Below are 15,703 nucleotides of genomic sequence, written 5' to 3' on the forward strand. Positions count from 1 at the left end.
GGCTTTCCCCTCTCTCAGGCGGTTGCAGTGCCGCGGGTGACGATGCGGCCGACGAGGGCGATGAGGCGATCGAGCAGGAAGCCGACGATGCCGACATAGATGAGCGCGACGATGATGTCGCTGATCAGCGAGGAGTTCCAGGCGTCCCAGATGAAGAAGCCGATCCCGACGCCGCCGATCAGCATTTCGGCCGCGACGATCGCGAGCCACGAAAGGCCGATACCGATGCGCAGACCGGTGAAGATGTAGGGGGCGGCAGCCGGCAGCATGATCTTGGCGAAGTACTCAAGGGCGTTGAGGCGCAGCACCTTGGCGACGTTCTGGTAGTCCTGCGGGATGTTGCGAATGCCGACGGCGGTGTTGATGATGATCGGCCAGATGGCAGTGATGAAGATTACGAAGATCGCCGACGGGTTGCCATCCTGGAAGGCGGCCAGCGACAAAGGCAGCCAGGCCAGCGGCGGTACGGTGCGCAACACCTGGAAGATCGGATCGAGCCCGCGCATGGCAAGCTGGCTCTGGCCGACCAGCGCACCGAGCGCGATGCCGACGACCGCCGCGAGCGCATAGCCGATTGCGACACGCTGCAGGCTCGCCGCGATGTGCCAGAAGAGCCCCTGGTCGACACCCTGGCCGACATAAAAGGGATGGGCGATCAGCTCCCAGCTTTCCTCCAGCACGCGCGTCGGCGACGGCAGGCTGGAATCAGGCGCCGAACAGGCTATCTGCCAGGCGACGAGGATCAGCGCCAGCGTGACGAGAAGCGGCACGATGTTGGTGGCAGCGGCAACGAGTCTCGCAGTGAGCGGCCGGCCGCTACCGACCCTGGCCGAGCGGGTGAACGCGATGACGCGCGCGGCTGGCCGAGGCATAGCGTCCTGCTTGAGTTTGAGATTGGTGACGGTCATGCCGTTCTCCTTGGAATTCGGAACGGATGGTCGCGAGGTACTGGCCGCGACCATCGCAATGGTCAGGCGACGCGCGAGATCGAAAGGCTCTTGAGGTAGGCGGCTGGATCCGCGGGATCGAAGACCTTGCCGTCGAAGAACTTTTCGACGCCGCGCGATGTGGACGCCGGCACGTCGGTGACGCCCAGATCCTTGGCGGCGTCGCGCCAGATATCCTCACGGTTGACCTTGGAGACGAGCGCCTTGATGTCGGTATCGGGCGCGAACTTGCCCCAGCGGATGTTCTCGGTGAGGAACCAGGCATCGTGGCTCTGGAACGGATAGGAGGCGTGATCGCGCCAGAACTTCATGAAATGCGGGCTCGCTTCGACGACCTTGCCATTGCCGTAGTCGTATTCGCCCTTGAGACGGTCGACGATGTCCTTCGCCGGCACGTTGAACCAGCTGCGCTTGCCGACGATTTTCGCAAGCTCGTCCTTGTTGGCCATGTCGTCGCACCATTGCGCCGCTTCCTGGATGGCCATGGTGAGCGCCTTGGCGGCGCGCGGGTTCTTCTCCACCCAGTCGGCGCGCATGGCGAAGGACTTCTCCGGATGCTCGTTCCAGATCTCGGCGGTGTTGACGGCGGTGTAACCGATCTTCTGATTGACGAGCTGCTCGTTCCAGGGCTCGCCGACGCAGAAACAGTCCATGGTGCCGACCTTCATGTTGGCAACCATCTGCGGCGGCGGCACGACGATGGTTTCGACGTCTGTATCCGGATCGATGCCGCCGGCGGCGAGCCAGTAGCGGATCCAGAGATCATGGGTGCCGCCGGGAAAGGTCATCGCCACCTTGGCGGCGGCACCTTCGGCCTTCTTCTTGGCGAAGGCCTCCTTGAGCGCGGATGCATCGAGGCCAACCTTGAGATCGGCATAGGCCTGGCCGACCGAGATCGCTTGCGCATCGAGATTGAGGCGGGCGAGGATCGCCATCGGCAGCGGCTGGTTGTTCTGGGTGACCTTGCCGGTCGAGATCAGATAGGGCATCGGCGTCAGGATGTGGGCGCCGTCGATGCCGGAGCCGGCGGAGCCCAGCACCAGGTTGTCGCGCGTCGTGCCCCAGGAGGCCTGCTTGACCACCTCGACCTCGGTCATGCCGTATTTGTCGAAGAGCCCCTTTTCCTTGGCGATGATCAGCGGCGCCGAGTCGGTGAGCGCGATGAAGCCGAGCACGGCCTTGGTGGTTTCCGGCCCAGAGCTTTGCGCGAAGGCGCCGGATGGGAAGGCCGACTTGACCGCGCCGAACAAGGCGGCGGTTGCCGTGGTCTTCAGCAGGCTGCGGCGGGTCAGGCCGCCGGTCGAAAACTTGGTCATGCGCAGGTTCCTCTGCTGGCCGGATAATCGGACATAAAAAAACGCCGCTCGGTGCTTGCGTCCGGGATCGGGAGGAATCCTCGGGAACAAAACCTTGCGACGTCGGTGTCTTCGGCAAACGCGATCTGGCGTTTGAGCTCGCTTCGATCGCCGTTGACCGAAGCATTTCTAGAAAAGCAAAGGCCGTGCCAGTTCGCCGGCGTGACCTTTAGATACTTGAATTCAAACTATAATTTCCGATGGCGGACACTAAGCCTATAAATTCGCCTATTGTAGAATCTGCTGAATTATTGTGCGGCGCACATATTTCGCATCCGGACTCTGCACAAACATGGTGCGTCATCCTCAGCTCTCCTGCTCGACGGAAACGCCCGCCATGGAAGCGCGAACGGGGAAAGAGCGGACATAGGCCTCGATATCCGCGGGATCGAAGACGTGCCCGTCCATGAAGCGGTCGCCCGGCCTGTCGCCTTCTATACGAATAGCGGTGTCGGCGGGAATGGCTGCCTTGCCAAGAGCCTGGCGATAGAGGTCGGGGCGATAGGCGGCAGCGGCCAGCGCCTGCATCTCGGGCGACAATCGCGCCTGCCCCCAGCGCACCATCTGGCTGTAGAGCCAGAGCGCCTGGCCAGGACGGGGATAGTTGGCGTGCTCGCGATGGAAGACGAAATAGTCGTCAATCACGCGTCTGTTGCCGGCCGCATCGATGGTGAACTCGCCGGCGAGAACCCGGCGGATGATTTCGACCGGGGCACCGACGTAACGGGGAGCGGCGAGCAGTTCGGCAAGGGTGCCGCGATTGGCGGGCTCGTCGCACCAGCGCGCCGCTTGATCGAGCGCCAGGAGCAGGCGCGATACGGTCTCGGCGTTGCTCTCCGCCCACTCCGGCCGCATGCCGATCACCTTTTCCGGCGCCGAAGGCCAGATGTCCTGCTTAGCGGCGACGATGCGCCCGAGGCCGCGCTCGGAGGCCACCATGTTCCAGGGCGCGCCGACGCAGAACCCGTCGATGGCGCCGGCGGCCAGCGCGTCCGACGTCAGCGGTGGCGGCACGACCACGAGCTTGACATCGCGATCCGGATCGATGCCGCCTGCCGCCAGCCAGTAACGGACCTCGTAATTGTGCGAGGAGAAGGGATGGGTGACGCCGAGCCTTGGCGCCGGCTCGCCGCCGTTGCGCATTCGGCTGAGCACGGCAGCAAGCGCACGTGCATGGGCGAGCGCGCTCTCTACCTCGCCGGGATCACCCTCCTCCTGCATGCGGGCGAAGAGCCGGTTGGAAAGCGTGATCGCATTGCCGCCGCGCCCGAGCGAGAAAGGGGCGATCGTCGGCGAGGGATTGGAGCCGAGGCCGAGCATGGCCGCGACCGGCATCGGCGAGAGCATGTGGGCGATATCGAACTGACGAAAGGCGAGACGGTCGCGCACATTGGCCCAGGAGACATCCTTGACGAGATCGAGCGTCAGCCCCTCCTTGCGAGCGAAGCCGAGCTCTGCCGCTGCGATCAGCACGGCGGCATCGACCAGCGGAATGAAGCCGGCGCGGATCGTTCGTGCCCCCTCGCCACCCATTCTCACCGGCGCGGGCAACCCCTCGCCCATCGCCGCGCCGGGTCGCGAATTGTCGATGGTCGTCATGACGTTCACTCCGGTGTCTCCTTCCGACAGCATCGGAAACCGCGCTCTCACATCAGCAGGCCTGCGGCCGTCACCACGCTTTGCGCGATCTCCGATATCTTCTTCTTCTCGTTCATCGCCGTCTGGCGCAGCAGCGCGAAGGCCTCATCCTCGGAAAGCCCGCGCATCTTCATCAGGATGCCCTTGGCCCGCTCGATGACCTTGCGTTCTTCGAGGGCTGATTTCGCATCGGCCAGCTCACGCTGCAGCCGGCTGAAGGCGTTGAAGCGGCTGACGGCCATGTCGAGGATCGGCTTGACGCGCTCCTTCTTCAATCCGTCAACCACATAGGCCGAGACGCCCGCCTCCACCGCGGCCTCGATCGAGGCTGTATCGGAGCGGTCGACGAACATGGCGATCGGGCGCCCGACCGTGCGGGTAAGCTGGAACAGATGCTCCATCATGTCGCGGTTGGGGTTTTCGATATCGATGACGATGACATCAGGCCTCAGCGTCTCAATGGTGCGGACCATGCCCTGGACCTCATGGATCACCGTGACCTTGCGATGGCCGGCCTCATGCAGCCCCTCCTCGATGATCGAGGCGCGGATGGCGTTCTCGTCGATCACGAGAATGGTGAGATCCCGATGCGTCATGGCTTATCATGATGCAGCGCAGCAACTTTCGCAACAGGATTTGCCTAATATTTTAACAATCTTTTATTCTGCATAAAATTTACTCAATTTGCCAATTGAATTGGCAAGGCCAGGACGATCGCGGGATGCGCCTGGACGATGTAGAAGACTAGGAGCAAAGGGGTCGGCGCACGGATGGCAAAGGGTCAGTTCAGGATGCTGCACAGCGCGACCGCGGGCATAGACGCGGTCGAGGCGCAATCGCGCCAATCCTTCGCCCGCCATACCCATGACCAGTTCGGCATCGGCCTCATCTACCAGGGTGCCCAGAAATCGCTCAGCGGCCGCGGCATGGTCGAGGCAGGCGTCGGCGACATGATCACCGTCAATCCCGGCGAGGTGCATGATGGCACGCCGATCGGCGACGCCGGGCGCTCCTGGCGCATGCTTTATTTCGATCCCGCCGTCATCTCCGCCGCCGCCGAGGATATCGGCCAGGGCCGCCCGGATGCCGGCGAGTTCGCCTCACCCGCCTTCAGGGATGTGGACGCGGCAAACCAGTTCCGGGCGCTCTTCGCGGCGATCACAGACCCCACGTCACAGGACGAGGCGATCCGGCACGAGGAACGACTTCTGTTGCTGCTTGCAAGCGTTCTTGCCGCCGGCAGGACACGGCGCCTCGAAAGACCGGCAGCCGTCACTGCCGCAAAGATGATGATCGACGATGATCCGACGGCCGCGATCACCCTTGCCGACCTCGCCGCTGAGGCAAGGCTCAGCCGCTTCCAACTGGTACGCAACTTCGCGAAATCGGTCGGCCTGACGCCGCATGCCTATATCGTCCAGCGCCGCATCGATCTCGCCCGCCGCCTGATCGGCGAAGGCATGCCGTTGGCAGAGGCGGCATTCGCCGCCGGCTTCGCCGACCAGAGCCACATGACTCGCATCTTCGTCAGCAAATACGGGCTCTCGCCGGGCGCTTACGCCGAGGCAAGGAAGTAGCACCGCAATTCCGTTCAAGACCCGAAATCCTCTCCGGCGCATTGCTGCACCCACTGCGCATCGAAAACGCGGCACTGCAACGGAGAACGGACATGTCGGAAAAATTTCGGGGCTATTTCTATCTGTCGCTGGCGATGATCCTCGTCGGCAGCACGGTGATCGCCAGCAAGATCATTGCTGCTGGTCTCGCCCCTTTCACCGCGACGGCGATGCGCTTCGCCATCGCCTTCCCGCTGTTCCTGGTGCTGATGAAGTTCACCGGGACGTCGTGGCCGAAACTTAGGGCCGGCGACTGGCTGATCCTCATCGCCCAGGCCGGTGCCGGCAGCGTCGGCTACACCACCCTGCTGATCGCCGGCCTTGGCCTGACGGCGGCAACCGATGCCGGCGTGGTGATTGGGACCCTGCCGGTCGTTTCCGCCGCCATCGCCATCCTCGTTCTCGGCGAGCGCCCCGACCGACGGATGCTTGCGGCGATCGCGCTTGCCGCCGTCGGTGTGCTCGCGATCGTCTTCAAGTCCGGCGAAGGCAGCGCCCATTCTCCGCTCGGCATCGCCCTCATCTTCGGCGCCGTCGTCTGCGAGGGCCTGTTCATCCTTCTCAACAAACGCGTCGGGGCGGAAATCTCGCCGCTTGCGCTTTCGACGCTGATGTCCGGCTTCGGCTTCGCCGTCGCCCTCATCCCCGCGATGTTCGAGGCACATGCGACTGTAGAGATCGACAAGGGCGCGATCATTGCGGTTTTCTATTATGCGCTCGTTCCGACGGTGGCGGGCTTCGTGCTCTGGTATGCCGGCTCCGCACGGGTGAGCGGCACCGAGGCTTCGGTCTTTACGGCCTTGGCCCCGGTTTCGGCCGTGCTCTTCGCCTTCCTGCTGCTCGGTGAACCGGTCGGTCTCCACCAGCTTCTGGGCATCGGCTGCGTGCTCGGCGCCGTTCTTGGACTGACCGTGCCTCAGATCCACTCCAGCCGAAGGGCAGCAGGCGCCCTTCCCGCAAAGGAGGCTTGAGCCAGAATGAACCCACAGGCTTCGAGGATCTCCATGCATTTCCAACACGCAGACGATATCTGGCGCGATTTCCCGGAGCTCAGCGCCGTCGCCCTCTTTATCGACGGCGTACGCAGCGACGTTTCGGTGGAGGGCGAGATTCGTCGCCTCCAGGCGATCGCGAACGAGCGCCTCGGTACGGGCTCGGAAAGCGAGCTGCCGGAAATCCAGGCCTGGCGCCGGACCTTTGCCAAGATGGGACTGAAGCCGACGCAATATCGTTCGGCCTCCGAGGCGCTGCTCAGGCGCTTCAGGAAGGAAGGCGGCCTGCCGGCGATCCACCCGCTGATCGATCTCTGCAACGCCGCGTCGCTCGCCTTCGCGATCCCGATTGCGGTCTTCGATCTGTCACGCATCGCCGATTTTCTGCAGGTCCGCCGGGCGCTCGGTGACGAAGCCTATCTGACCTTCTCGGAACCCGGCGAGGTGATCTTTGCGGATGGCGAAGGGCGGGCGCACGCCCGACGCTGGACCAACCGGCAGAGCGGTCATTCGGCGATCCGGCCGCAGACAACACGTGCACTGATCGTTGCCGAAGCCCTGCACGAGACGGCGCGCGACGATGTCGAGCGCTTGACGATCGTGCTTTCCGAGGCGATCGCGGCGGCCTGGGATGTTCGCCCGAGCATGGCCGTGCTCGATCGCTCATCTCCGCGTTTCGATTTTACGATTTAGGGATCTCGTTCAGACGCGGTACTTCAGCGCCGAAAGGCCGGCCGATGCTTCAGCACTGGCCGGCATGATTGGGTGATCAGGCTGCCTTGGCGACGTGATATTCCTTGATCGCGACCATCTTGATCGCCGGGTAGCGTTCTGCCTCGTAGCGCAGCGAGAAGCTGTCCTGCGCGAGGAAGACCGGGTCGCCGTCGAGATCGCGGGCGATGTCGCCGCGGCGCGCCGTGATAAACTTGTCGAGATCGGCGGCCTGATCGGCCGAAATCCAGCGGCAGACCGAGAAGCGCGACATTTCGAAGGAGACCGGCAGGCCGTATTCGGCGCTGAGGCGTTCCTTCAACACGTCGAGCTGCAGTGCGCCGACGACGCCGACGATCGCCGGCGAGCCGTCTTCGGGCGAGAAGAGCTGGACGACGCCCTCTTCCGCCATCTGCTGCAGCGCTTCCTTCAGCTTCTTCGCCTTCATCGCATCTTCCAGCCGTACGCGGCGCAGGATTTCCGGCGAGAAATTCGGCACGCCCTGGAACACCAGCGGCTCACCCTCAGTCAGCGTGTCGCCGATACGAAGCGTGCCGTGGTTCGGGATGCCGACGACGTCGCCCGCATAGGCGGTATCGGCGAGCTGACGCTGCGAAGCGAAGAAGAACTGCGGAGCGCTGAGGCCCAGTTGCTTGCCGGTGCGCGACAGGCGCGCCTTCATGCCGCGCTCGAGCTTGCCGGAGCAGACGCGGGCAAAGGCGATACGGTCGCGATGGTTCGGGTCCATGTTGGCCTGAATCTTGAAGACGAAAGCCGTCATCTTGTCGTCGGTCGCGTGCACCGTGCGGATATCCGCCACCTGGTCACGCGGCGGCGGAGCCATCTCGCCGAGCGCGTTGATGAGATCGCGCACACCGAAGTTGCGCAGCGCCGAGCCGAAGAAGACCGGCGTCAGGTGACCCTCGAGAAAGGCCTTCTTGTCGAAGGGCTTGCAGGCCTCGATCGCCAGCGTCAGCTCGTCGGTGAAGGCGTCGCGCTCGTTTTCCGGCAGGCGATGGGAGGCCATTTCCGCACCGCTGACCTTGGTCGGAATTTCCTGCGTATCGGAGCCGCGCACGGTGTTGTCGGCCAGATGATAGGAACCGCAGAAGGTCTTGGACCGGCCGATCGGCCAGGTCACCGGCGCGCAATCGAGCGCCAGCTTTTCCTCGACTTCATCCAGGATCTCGAAGGGATCGCGGCTCTCGCGGTCCATCTTGTTGACGAAGGTGATGATCGGGATATCACGCATGCGGCAGACTTCGAAAAGCTTCAGCGTGCGCGGCTCGATACCCTTGGCGGCGTCGATGACCATGACCGCGGCATCCACCGCCGTCAGCGTGCGATAGGTGTCGTCGGCGAAGTCTTCGTGGCCGGGCGTATCGAGAATGTTGAAGACGTTGCCGCCATATTCGAAGGTCATCACCGAGGTGACGACCGAGATGCCGCGCTCGCGCTCGATCTTCATCCAGTCCGAACGGGTCTGGATGCGATCCTTCTTGGCCTTGACCTCGCCGGCGAGCTGGATGGCGCCGCCGAACAGCAGCAGCTTTTCGGTGAGCGTGGTCTTACCGGCGTCCGGGTGCGCAATGATCGCAAATGTGCGGCGGCGGGAGACCGCCTCGGCGAGAGTTTCAGCCATGTCGTAGAATCCTGTGAGTTGCCGCGTCCTTTACAGGCTCGGCCCCGATTATGCAATTGACCGAGGCATCCACGCGCCGGCTTATGCGACCATGAGCACACATCCATCCGAATCCCGCCCGACCCTCAACCTCGTTCGCCTGCCGCACGGCGAGGGCCTCGAGCTGCCTGCCTATGAAACATCCGGCGCCGCCGGCATGGATTTGCGCGCGGCCGTTCCCGCCGATCGCCCGCTCATGCTCACGCCGGGCAAGCGGGCGCTGGTGCCGACGGGCTTCGTCTTCGAGGTTCCGGCGGGCTATGAGGCGCAGATCCGGCCGCGCTCGGGGCTCGCCTTCAAGCACGGCATCACCTGCCTCAACACGCCCGGCACGATCGACAGCGACTATCGCGGCGAGGTGAAGGTGCTGCTCGTCAATCTCGGCGACGAGGATTTCGTCATCGAGCGCGGCATGCGCATTGCCCAGATGGTGATCGCGCCGGTCACGCAGGTCACGGTCCGCGAGGCTGACGGGGCGAGCGAGACGGCCCGCGGCGCCGGCGGCTTCGGCTCGACGGGCGTTTAAACGAGATTTTTCTAAATCAGAGGCGGCAGGCGGCGCTTGACCGGCGACGACTTGACGATCGAAGTGTTGGTCTGCGCCTTCTCGGCGATCCGGTCGAGGATCGTGTCGAGCTGCGCCATGTCGCGAACGAAGAGCTTGGCGATGAAACAATCGTCGCCGGTGACCTTGTCGCATTCGACGATTTCGGGCGTGTCCTGGATCAGCCGCTCGACGATGTGCAGCATGCCCGGCATCGGCCGCACGCGGATGACGGCCTGCAGCGGATAGCCGACTTTCACCGGGTTGAGGGCGATGGTGAAGCCGTCGAGAATGCCGCGCTCTTCCAGCTTGCGGAGACGATCCGCAGCACTCGGAGAGGATAGCCCCGCCTCCTGCGCCAGTTCCTTCAGCGACACCCGGGCATTGGCCGCCAGAATGTCGAGGATTCGTCGGTCAATCTCGTCCAGCATCACGACACCATAAGCCACAACAACAAACAGAACTTCGATAATTAGGCAATATAGCATAATTGCCTTTGTTCATCCATGGGAAAGGCCGTAAGCACCGGCTATTCTCCAATCACCAAACATGGAGCAGTGGTCATGAACAACGAACTCAAGCGCGGCAGCACCGAGATGACGGCGGCCATGCTGATATCCGGAACCATCGGCTGGTTCGTGCTGATGTCGGGGCAGCCGGTGACGAGCGTGGTGTTTTGGCGCTGCATCTTCGGGTCCGTGACTCTCGTCGTCATAGCCTGGGCGCTTGGGCTCCTTGAGCGTCGTCACTTCAGCCGCCGGATGCTGCTGCTCTCGGTTGCCGGCGGCATTGCGATCGTCGTCAACTGGCTGTTGCTCTTTGCCGCCTATTCCCATGCGTCGATCTCGATCGCCACGATGGTCTACAACACGCAACCCTTCATGCTGCTGGGCCTCGGCGCGCTGTTCCTCGGCGAGAAGATCACCGCCACCAAGATCTTTTGGCTTACCGTCTCCTTCGCCGGCATGCTGGCGATCGTCGCCGCCAAGCCCGGCCAGGGCTTCGCCCCGGAAAGCTATCTGACCGGCATTGCGCTCGCGGTCGCTGCCGCCTTCTTCTATGCGATCGCAGCGATCACAACGAAGTTGCTCAAGGGCACGCCGCCGCATCTGATCGCGCTGGTACAGGTGATCACCGGGACCGTGATGCTCGCGCCGATGACGCTCGCCGCCGCCGCACCATCAGGGCCCGCACAGTGGTCGATCCTCCTCACCCTCGGTGTCATCCACACCGGGCTGATGTATGTGCTGCTCTATGGCGCGATCCAGCGGCTGCCGACGCATATGACCGGCGCGCTCTCCTTCATTTACCCGATCGCCGCCATCGTCGTGGACCGCGTCGCTTTCGGCCATCAATTGCAGCCGGTCCAGATCCTCGGCTCTGTGGCGATCCTGATCGCCGCCGCCGGCATGAATCTCGGCTGGAAACTTCGCCTCCCCTCCACTATCAAGCGTGAGCGCGAAGGGAGAACGGCATGATCACCTGCTACCTGAAATACGTCATCGACCCCTACAAGCTCGCCGAGTTCGAGCACTACGCCAAGCTCTGGATTCCGCTCGTCAATCGGCTGGGCGGAACGCATCACGGCTATTTCATGCCGCATGAGGGGGCAAACAACATCGCGCTCGCGCTTTTCAGCTTTCCGAGCCTTGCGGCCTACGAGAGCTATCGCAAGGAGATGGCCGCGGATCCGGAATGCCTGGAGGCTTTCGCCTATGCCGAGAGGACGCGCTGCATCGTCAGCTACGAGCGCAGCTTCATGCGGCCGGTTTTCGAGTAATCCTCTGGGGATAGGGCAGGCACCGGCTATCGCCGCGCTTCGGCCGCCATGCCGAGCGCAAAGCCGAACAGCGCCGTGCCCATGGCCCAGCGCTGAACCACCATGAACAGCGGCCGCCCGGCGAGAAACGCGGCGATGCCGCTGGCTGCAAGCGCGATCATCGCGTTGACGGTAACGCTGGTCACAATCTGGATCGAGCCGAGGACCAGCGACTGGCCGAGCACATTGCCGAGCTCCGGCCGGATGAACTGGGGCAGAAGCGAAAGATAGAGCACCGCCACCTTGGGATTGAGCAGGCTCGTCAGGAACCCCATGACGAAGAGCTTCTTCGGCCCGTCCTTCGGCAACTGGCGGACCTGAAAAGGCGACCGACCGCCCGGCCTGACCGCCTGCCAGGCGAGATAGAGAAGATAGCCGGCGCCTGCGAGACGCAGCGCGTCATAGGCGAATGGCACGGCGAAAAGCAGCGCGGTGATGCCGAGCGCGGCAGACACCATGTAGACGACGAAACCGAGTGCGACGCCGGCGAGCGAGATCAATCCGGCGCCCGGTCCCTGGCTGATCGAGCGCGAGATCAGGTAGATCATGTTCGGCCCCGGGGTCAGCACCATGCCGAGTGCCAGCAGGGCAAAGCCGATGAGATCCTTCAGTTCGGGCATGGAAGCGCGCCTTTCGCTCGTTTTTCAGCAAGCTCTACCGATCCGGCGTCGGCGGGCAATGCCAGACTTGTCACCCGGTCAATTTTGCCGCCAGACGCGCCCATTGGCCGCCGTCCCATGATTTCCCTTTTTGGCGGTTTGCGTTAAAAGCCTGCACCACCATTGGAAGGAACGTCCATGACGCTCGCGGCCCTCATCGCCTATAGCGGTGCCCTTTTCATCGCGGCGGCCATCCCCGGTCCCGGCGTGACCGCGCTGGTCGCGCGGGCGCTCGGTTCCGGCTTTCGCGAAACCTTCTTCATGGGCCTCGGCGTGATCCTCGGCGATATGGTCTATCTGACGGCCGTCGTGCTCGGGCTGGCGCTGATCGCGCAGACCTTCACCACCATCTTCCTGGTGGTGAAGTTCGCCGGCGTGCTCTATCTCGGCTACATCGCCTGGAAGCTCTGGACCGCGGGGCTGCTGCCTAAGGACATCAAGGCGAAGCCATCGACGAATGCGGCAATGTCGTTCGTCTCCGGCCTGCTCGTCACTCTCGGCAACCCGAAGACGATGCTGTTCTATGTGGCGCTGGTGCCGACGCTGATCGACATTGCCGCGATCGGCCCGCGCGACTACGGCCTGCTGCTGACGGCAACCTTCCTGGTGCTCTTGACGGTGCTCGTTCCCTACATGCTGCTCGCCGCGCGGGCGCGCTTGCTGCTCAAGCAACCCAAGGCGCTGAAGGCGCTGAACCGTGTCGCAGCCAGCGTGCTTGCGGGAACGGCCGCCTATATCGCCGTTCGCGCGGGCTGAAAGAACTTTTCCCGAACAACGACTTCGCCGGTGATTTTTCCTTCGGCAGGTCATCCTGTCGCGTTCGCCGTTCTGGCATTGGACGGCCGTTGTTCCTATTCTCAGAGACGAACAATCTACGTCCAAGGGAGAGCCTCATGTCCGACACACGCAAGCCCGGCCGCGGCCGCGTCTATTCCTCGATCACGGAAACGATCGGCGACACGCCCATCGTGCGGCTGGACAAGCTTGCCAAGGAGAAGGGCGTGAAGGCGAACCTGCTCGCCAAGCTCGAATTCTTCAATCCGATCGCCTCGGTCAAGGACCGCATCGGCGTGGCGATGATCGAGAGCCTGGAAGCCCAAGGCAAGATCGTTCCCGGCCGCACGACCCTGATCGAACCGACCTCGGGCAATACCGGCATCGCGCTCGCCTTCGTCGCCGCTGCCAAGGGCTACAAGCTGATCCTCACCATGCCGGAAACCATGTCGGTCGAGCGACGCAAGATGCTGGCGCTGCTCGGCGCCGAACTGGTGCTGACGGAAGGTGCCAAGGGCATGAAGGGCGCGATCGCCAAGGCACAGGAACTGGTCGAGACCCTGCCCGACGCGATCATCCCGCAGCAGTTCGAAAATCCGGCCAACCCGGAAATCCACCGCAAGACCACGGCAGAGGAGATCTGGAACGATACCGACGGCGCGGTCGACATCTTCGTGTCCGGCATCGGCACCGGCGGCACGATCACCGGCGCCGGCCAGGTGCTGAAGGCGCGCAAGCCTTCGATCCAGGTGATCGCGGTCGAGCCGGAGGAATCGCCCGTTCTCTCCGGTGGAGCGCCCGGCCCGCACAAAATCCAGGGCATCGGCGCAGGCTTCGCCCCGGCAATCCTCGACACCTCGATCTATGACGAGATCGTCACGGTCAATAGCGGCGAAGCCATCGACGCCGCCCGCCTCGTCGCCAGGCTCGAAGGCGTGCCGGTGGGCATCTCCGCCGGCGCGGCACTGACGGCCGCGATCGAGGTCGGCCAGCGTGAGGAAAATGCCGGCAAGACCATTGTCGTCATCATCCCGTCCTTCGCCGAACGCTATCTCTCGACGGCGCTGTTCGAGGGCCTCGGCGGCTGATCGGCCTGCCAGACCTGGTCAAAGGGCGCCGCGCGGGCCGGCGTCGTGAAACACATGGATCGGGTGTCGCAGAGCCGACCGTCTGCTATGCCGCCGCCTGCAGCCTTTCGCCGGCGATGCGGTAGGAAATCGCCTCGGCCAGATGGATGCGGCCGACCGTCGGCGCGCCATCGAGGTCGGCGAGCGTGCGCGCGACTTTCAGCACACGGTGGTAGCCGCGCGCGGAGAATTTCATCTTTTCGGCGGCGTCCCTGAGGAGCTGCAGGCCCGTGGCGTCCGGCTCGGCGATTTTCTCGATCATCGATGTCGATGAGCGGGCATTGCTCGTCAATTCCGCATGGCCAAGGGCGGCGAAGCGGTCGATCTGCAGGGCCCGGGCGCGGGCAACCCGGCGGGCCACGACCTCACTGCTTTCGGCAGCCGCCGGCTTCAGGAGATCGGCGGCGCTGACGGCCGGCACGTCGATACGGATGTCGATGCGATCCATCAGCGGGCCGGAGATGCGCGCCTGATAGTCTGCCATGCAGCGGGGTCCACGCGCGCAGCTGTGGCCGGGCTCGCCCGCCATGCCGCAGCGGCAGGGGTTCATGGCGGCGACGAGCTGGATCGCGGCGGGATAGCTGACGCGGTGATTGGCGCGGGCGATGATGCATTCGGCCGTTTCGAGCGGCTGGCGCAGTGCATCCAGCACCTGCGGCGAGAATTCCGGAAACTCGTCGAGGAACAGCACGCCATGATGGGCGAGCGACGCCTCGCCGGGTTTGGCACGCAAGCCGCCACCGACCATGGCGGCCATGGTGGCGGAATGGTGCGGCGTGCGGAACGGCCGCCGGTCCGACAGCTTGCCGCCCGGCAATTGCCCGGCGATCGAATGGATCATCGACACTTCGAGGAGCTCGGCCGGACTGAGTGGCGGCAGGATCGATGGCAGCCGCGCAGCCAGCATCGACTTTCCCGATCCGGGCGGGCCGACCATCAGCAGATTGTGGTTGCCGGCGGCCGCGACCTCGAGCGCCCGCTTGGCGCTTTCCTGGCCCTTGATGTCGGCGAGGTCGGGCAGGTTGGCAGAGCCCGAGCGGATCGCGGCCTGCGGCCGCGAAAGCACCTGCGTGCCGCGGAAATGGTTGGCGATGGCGATCAGGCTTCGCGGCGCGAGAATGTCGATGTCAGCCCCGGCCCAGGCGGCCTCCGCCCCGCTTTCGGCTGGGCAGATCAGCCCCTTGCCGAGCGCATTGGCGCCGATCGCCGCCGGCAGCGCGCCGGCAACCGCGGCAATGGTGCCATCGAGGTTGAGTTCGCCGATCACGACATAGGGCGCCAACGCGTCGCCGGGAATGGCGCCGAGCGCCGCCATCAGGCCAAGCGCGATTGCCAGATCGAAATGGCTGCCTTCCTTGGGCAGATCGGCGGGGGCGAGATTGACGGTGACGCGCTTGGCCGGCAGCGCCAGACCGGAAGCGTGAAGCGCCGCCTGCACCCGCTCGCGGCTTTCGGCGACCGCCTTGTCCGGCAGGCCGACGATCTGCATGCCGACCTTGCCCGGTGCAACCATCACCTGAACGTCGACCGGCAGACCCTCGATACCCTGAAATGCGACCGTGCTGACACGCGCGACCATGATTATCCCCTCGCCCAGGCAGCCCAACTCATGGGCGCCGCAACCGCCTTGGGTTGCAAGACGGAGCCTTGCACGGATCACGCACAAAAACAAGAACAATTACAGAACATATGCTGGCACGAAACCAGCGCGCTGTCGTCGACGAGGACGCTCGAGTGAGCAGCCCCGGGCGGAGCCGCGGCAATCTCTATTGGCCGGAAGTACCTCTATAGCGCCGCGCGTCTTAGCAGACGCCCAAAGATCGAGGTCGATTCAAGGAGA

16 protein-coding genes are annotated in these 15,703 nt (G+C 64.0%); 8 read left to right on the forward strand and 8 right to left on the reverse strand.

What is annotated here, in order from left to right; translation table 11 throughout:
* Positions 1-14 precede the first annotated feature (14 nt).
* The 4 genes from ntrB to AC0C6X_RS03825 all read right to left on the reverse strand — a co-directional run bounded on the left by ntrB (position 15) and on the right by AC0C6X_RS03825 (position 4,536).
* On the reverse strand, positions 15-908 hold the full coding sequence (gene ntrB / locus AC0C6X_RS03810) for a nitrate ABC transporter permease (RefSeq protein WP_173515294.1): 894 nt from the start codon (positions 906-908) through the stop codon (positions 15-17).
* Between the two features lie 62 nt (positions 909-970).
* Entirely contained in the window at positions 971-2,263 is a 1,293-nt protein-coding gene (locus AC0C6X_RS03815; protein WP_173515293.1) for a CmpA/NrtA family ABC transporter substrate-binding protein, read from the reverse strand.
* A gap of 345 nt (positions 2,264-2,608) precedes the next feature.
* Positions 2,609-3,910: a CmpA/NrtA family ABC transporter substrate-binding protein gene (locus tag AC0C6X_RS03820; RefSeq protein ID WP_472951963.1), complete on the reverse strand. Its 1,302-nt coding sequence runs from the start codon at positions 3,908-3,910 to the stop codon at positions 2,609-2,611.
* Positions 3,911-3,948: 38 nt separating this feature from the next.
* Positions 3,949-4,536 (reverse strand): ANTAR domain-containing response regulator, encoded by a 588-nt coding sequence (locus AC0C6X_RS03825; protein WP_173515292.1) that lies wholly within the window; start codon positions 4,534-4,536, stop codon positions 3,949-3,951.
* A 174-nt stretch (positions 4,537-4,710) separates the two neighbouring features.
* Here AC0C6X_RS03825 and AC0C6X_RS03830 point away from each other — a divergent pair, with 174 nt between their 5' ends.
* From AC0C6X_RS03830 to AC0C6X_RS03840, 3 genes are all read left to right on the forward strand, one after another.
* On the forward strand, positions 4,711-5,517 hold the full coding sequence (locus tag AC0C6X_RS03830; RefSeq protein WP_472951964.1) for an AraC family transcriptional regulator: 807 nt from the start codon (positions 4,711-4,713) through the stop codon (positions 5,515-5,517).
* Between the two features lie 92 nt (positions 5,518-5,609).
* The gene (locus tag AC0C6X_RS03835; protein ID WP_173515290.1) at positions 5,610-6,527 is read left to right on the forward strand and encodes a DMT family transporter; all 918 of its coding nucleotides are present in this window, start codon (positions 5,610-5,612) and stop codon (positions 6,525-6,527) included.
* 33 nt (positions 6,528-6,560) lie between these two features.
* Positions 6,561-7,241, forward strand: a complete 681-nt coding sequence (locus AC0C6X_RS03840; RefSeq protein WP_472951965.1) for a B3/B4 domain-containing protein — start codon at positions 6,561-6,563, stop codon at positions 7,239-7,241.
* A gap of 76 nt (positions 7,242-7,317) precedes the next feature.
* Here the strand turns inward: AC0C6X_RS03840 and AC0C6X_RS03845 are convergent, their stop codons facing one another.
* A complete protein-coding gene (locus tag AC0C6X_RS03845) occupies positions 7,318-8,901 on the reverse strand; it encodes a peptide chain release factor 3 (RefSeq protein WP_472951966.1) in 1,584 nt (527 codons plus the stop codon).
* Between the two features lie 91 nt (positions 8,902-8,992).
* Here AC0C6X_RS03845 and dut point away from each other — a divergent pair, with 91 nt between their 5' ends.
* A complete protein-coding gene (gene dut, locus AC0C6X_RS03850) occupies positions 8,993-9,466 on the forward strand; it encodes a dUTP diphosphatase (RefSeq protein WP_173515287.1) in 474 nt (157 codons plus the stop codon).
* Positions 9,467-9,477: 11 nt separating this feature from the next.
* Here dut and AC0C6X_RS03855 read toward each other — a convergent pair whose 3' ends face one another.
* Positions 9,478-9,915, reverse strand: a complete 438-nt coding sequence (locus tag AC0C6X_RS03855) for an Lrp/AsnC family transcriptional regulator (RefSeq protein WP_173515286.1) — start codon at positions 9,913-9,915, stop codon at positions 9,478-9,480.
* Between the two features lie 132 nt (positions 9,916-10,047).
* Here AC0C6X_RS03855 and AC0C6X_RS03860 point away from each other — a divergent pair, with 132 nt between their 5' ends.
* Both AC0C6X_RS03860 and AC0C6X_RS03865 read left to right on the forward strand, forming a co-directional pair.
* Positions 10,048-10,962: a DMT family transporter gene (locus tag AC0C6X_RS03860; RefSeq protein ID WP_247960859.1), complete on the forward strand. Its 915-nt coding sequence runs from the start codon at positions 10,048-10,050 to the stop codon at positions 10,960-10,962.
* Positions 10,959-11,264, forward strand: a complete 306-nt coding sequence (locus tag AC0C6X_RS03865; protein ID WP_173515284.1) for an NIPSNAP family protein — start codon at positions 10,959-10,961, stop codon at positions 11,262-11,264. Before AC0C6X_RS03860 ends, AC0C6X_RS03865 begins: the two co-directional genes overlap by 4 nt.
* 26 nt (positions 11,265-11,290) lie before the next feature.
* Here the strand turns inward: AC0C6X_RS03865 and AC0C6X_RS03870 are convergent, their stop codons facing one another.
* Positions 11,291-11,923 (reverse strand): LysE family translocator, encoded by a 633-nt coding sequence (locus AC0C6X_RS03870; protein WP_472951967.1) that lies wholly within the window; start codon positions 11,921-11,923, stop codon positions 11,291-11,293.
* Between the two features lie 177 nt (positions 11,924-12,100).
* Here AC0C6X_RS03870 and AC0C6X_RS03875 point away from each other — a divergent pair, with 177 nt between their 5' ends.
* Positions 12,101-12,718: a LysE family translocator gene (locus AC0C6X_RS03875; protein WP_173515282.1), complete on the forward strand. Its 618-nt coding sequence runs from the start codon at positions 12,101-12,103 to the stop codon at positions 12,716-12,718.
* Positions 12,719-12,855: 137 nt separating this feature from the next.
* Positions 12,856-13,824 (forward strand): cysteine synthase A, encoded by a 969-nt coding sequence (gene cysK / locus AC0C6X_RS03880; protein ID WP_173515281.1) that lies wholly within the window; start codon positions 12,856-12,858, stop codon positions 13,822-13,824.
* An 85-nt stretch (positions 13,825-13,909) separates the two neighbouring features.
* Here the strand turns inward: cysK and AC0C6X_RS03885 are convergent, their stop codons facing one another.
* Positions 13,910-15,442: a YifB family Mg chelatase-like AAA ATPase gene (locus tag AC0C6X_RS03885; RefSeq protein ID WP_472951969.1), complete on the reverse strand. Its 1,533-nt coding sequence runs from the start codon at positions 15,440-15,442 to the stop codon at positions 13,910-13,912.
* Positions 15,443-15,703 lie beyond the last annotated feature (261 nt).

It is taken from the genome of Ensifer sp. VA4, assembly GCF_055710065.1.

What these genes read in the sequence shown, in the direction of transcription:
- AC0C6X_RS03855 (WP_173515286.1), bottom strand. Translation starts at nt 9,915, where the DNA reads ATGCTGGACGAGATTGACCGACGAATCCTCGACATTCTGGCGGCCAAT.
- AC0C6X_RS03830 (WP_472951964.1), top strand. Translation starts at nt 4,711, where the DNA reads ATGGCAAAGGGTCAGTTCAGGATGCTGCACAGCGCGACCGCGGGCATA.
- AC0C6X_RS03860 (WP_247960859.1), top strand. Translation starts at nt 10,048, where the DNA reads ATGAACAACGAACTCAAGCGCGGCAGCACCGAGATGACGGCGGCCATG.
- AC0C6X_RS03885 (WP_472951969.1), bottom strand. Translation starts at nt 15,442, where the DNA reads ATGGTCGCGCGTGTCAGCACGGTCGCATTTCAGGGTATCGAGGGTCTG.
- AC0C6X_RS03870 (WP_472951967.1), bottom strand. Translation starts at nt 11,923, where the DNA reads ATGCCCGAACTGAAGGATCTCATCGGCTTTGCCCTGCTGGCACTCGGC.
- ntrB (WP_173515294.1), bottom strand. Translation starts at nt 908, where the DNA reads ATGACCGTCACCAATCTCAAACTCAAGCAGGACGCTATGCCTCGGCCA.
- AC0C6X_RS03840 (WP_472951965.1), top strand. Translation starts at nt 6,561, where the DNA reads ATGCATTTCCAACACGCAGACGATATCTGGCGCGATTTCCCGGAGCTC.
- AC0C6X_RS03815 (WP_173515293.1), bottom strand. Translation starts at nt 2,263, where the DNA reads ATGACCAAGTTTTCGACCGGCGGCCTGACCCGCCGCAGCCTGCTGAAG.
- AC0C6X_RS03825 (WP_173515292.1), bottom strand. Translation starts at nt 4,536, where the DNA reads ATGACGCATCGGGATCTCACCATTCTCGTGATCGACGAGAACGCCATC.
- AC0C6X_RS03865 (WP_173515284.1), top strand. Translation starts at nt 10,959, where the DNA reads ATGATCACCTGCTACCTGAAATACGTCATCGACCCCTACAAGCTCGCC.
- dut (WP_173515287.1), top strand. Translation starts at nt 8,993, where the DNA reads ATGAGCACACATCCATCCGAATCCCGCCCGACCCTCAACCTCGTTCGC.
- AC0C6X_RS03875 (WP_173515282.1), top strand. Translation starts at nt 12,101, where the DNA reads ATGACGCTCGCGGCCCTCATCGCCTATAGCGGTGCCCTTTTCATCGCG.
- cysK (WP_173515281.1), top strand. Translation starts at nt 12,856, where the DNA reads ATGTCCGACACACGCAAGCCCGGCCGCGGCCGCGTCTATTCCTCGATC.
- AC0C6X_RS03845 (WP_472951966.1), bottom strand. Translation starts at nt 8,901, where the DNA reads ATGGCTGAAACTCTCGCCGAGGCGGTCTCCCGCCGCCGCACATTTGCG.
- AC0C6X_RS03835 (WP_173515290.1), top strand. Translation starts at nt 5,610, where the DNA reads ATGTCGGAAAAATTTCGGGGCTATTTCTATCTGTCGCTGGCGATGATC.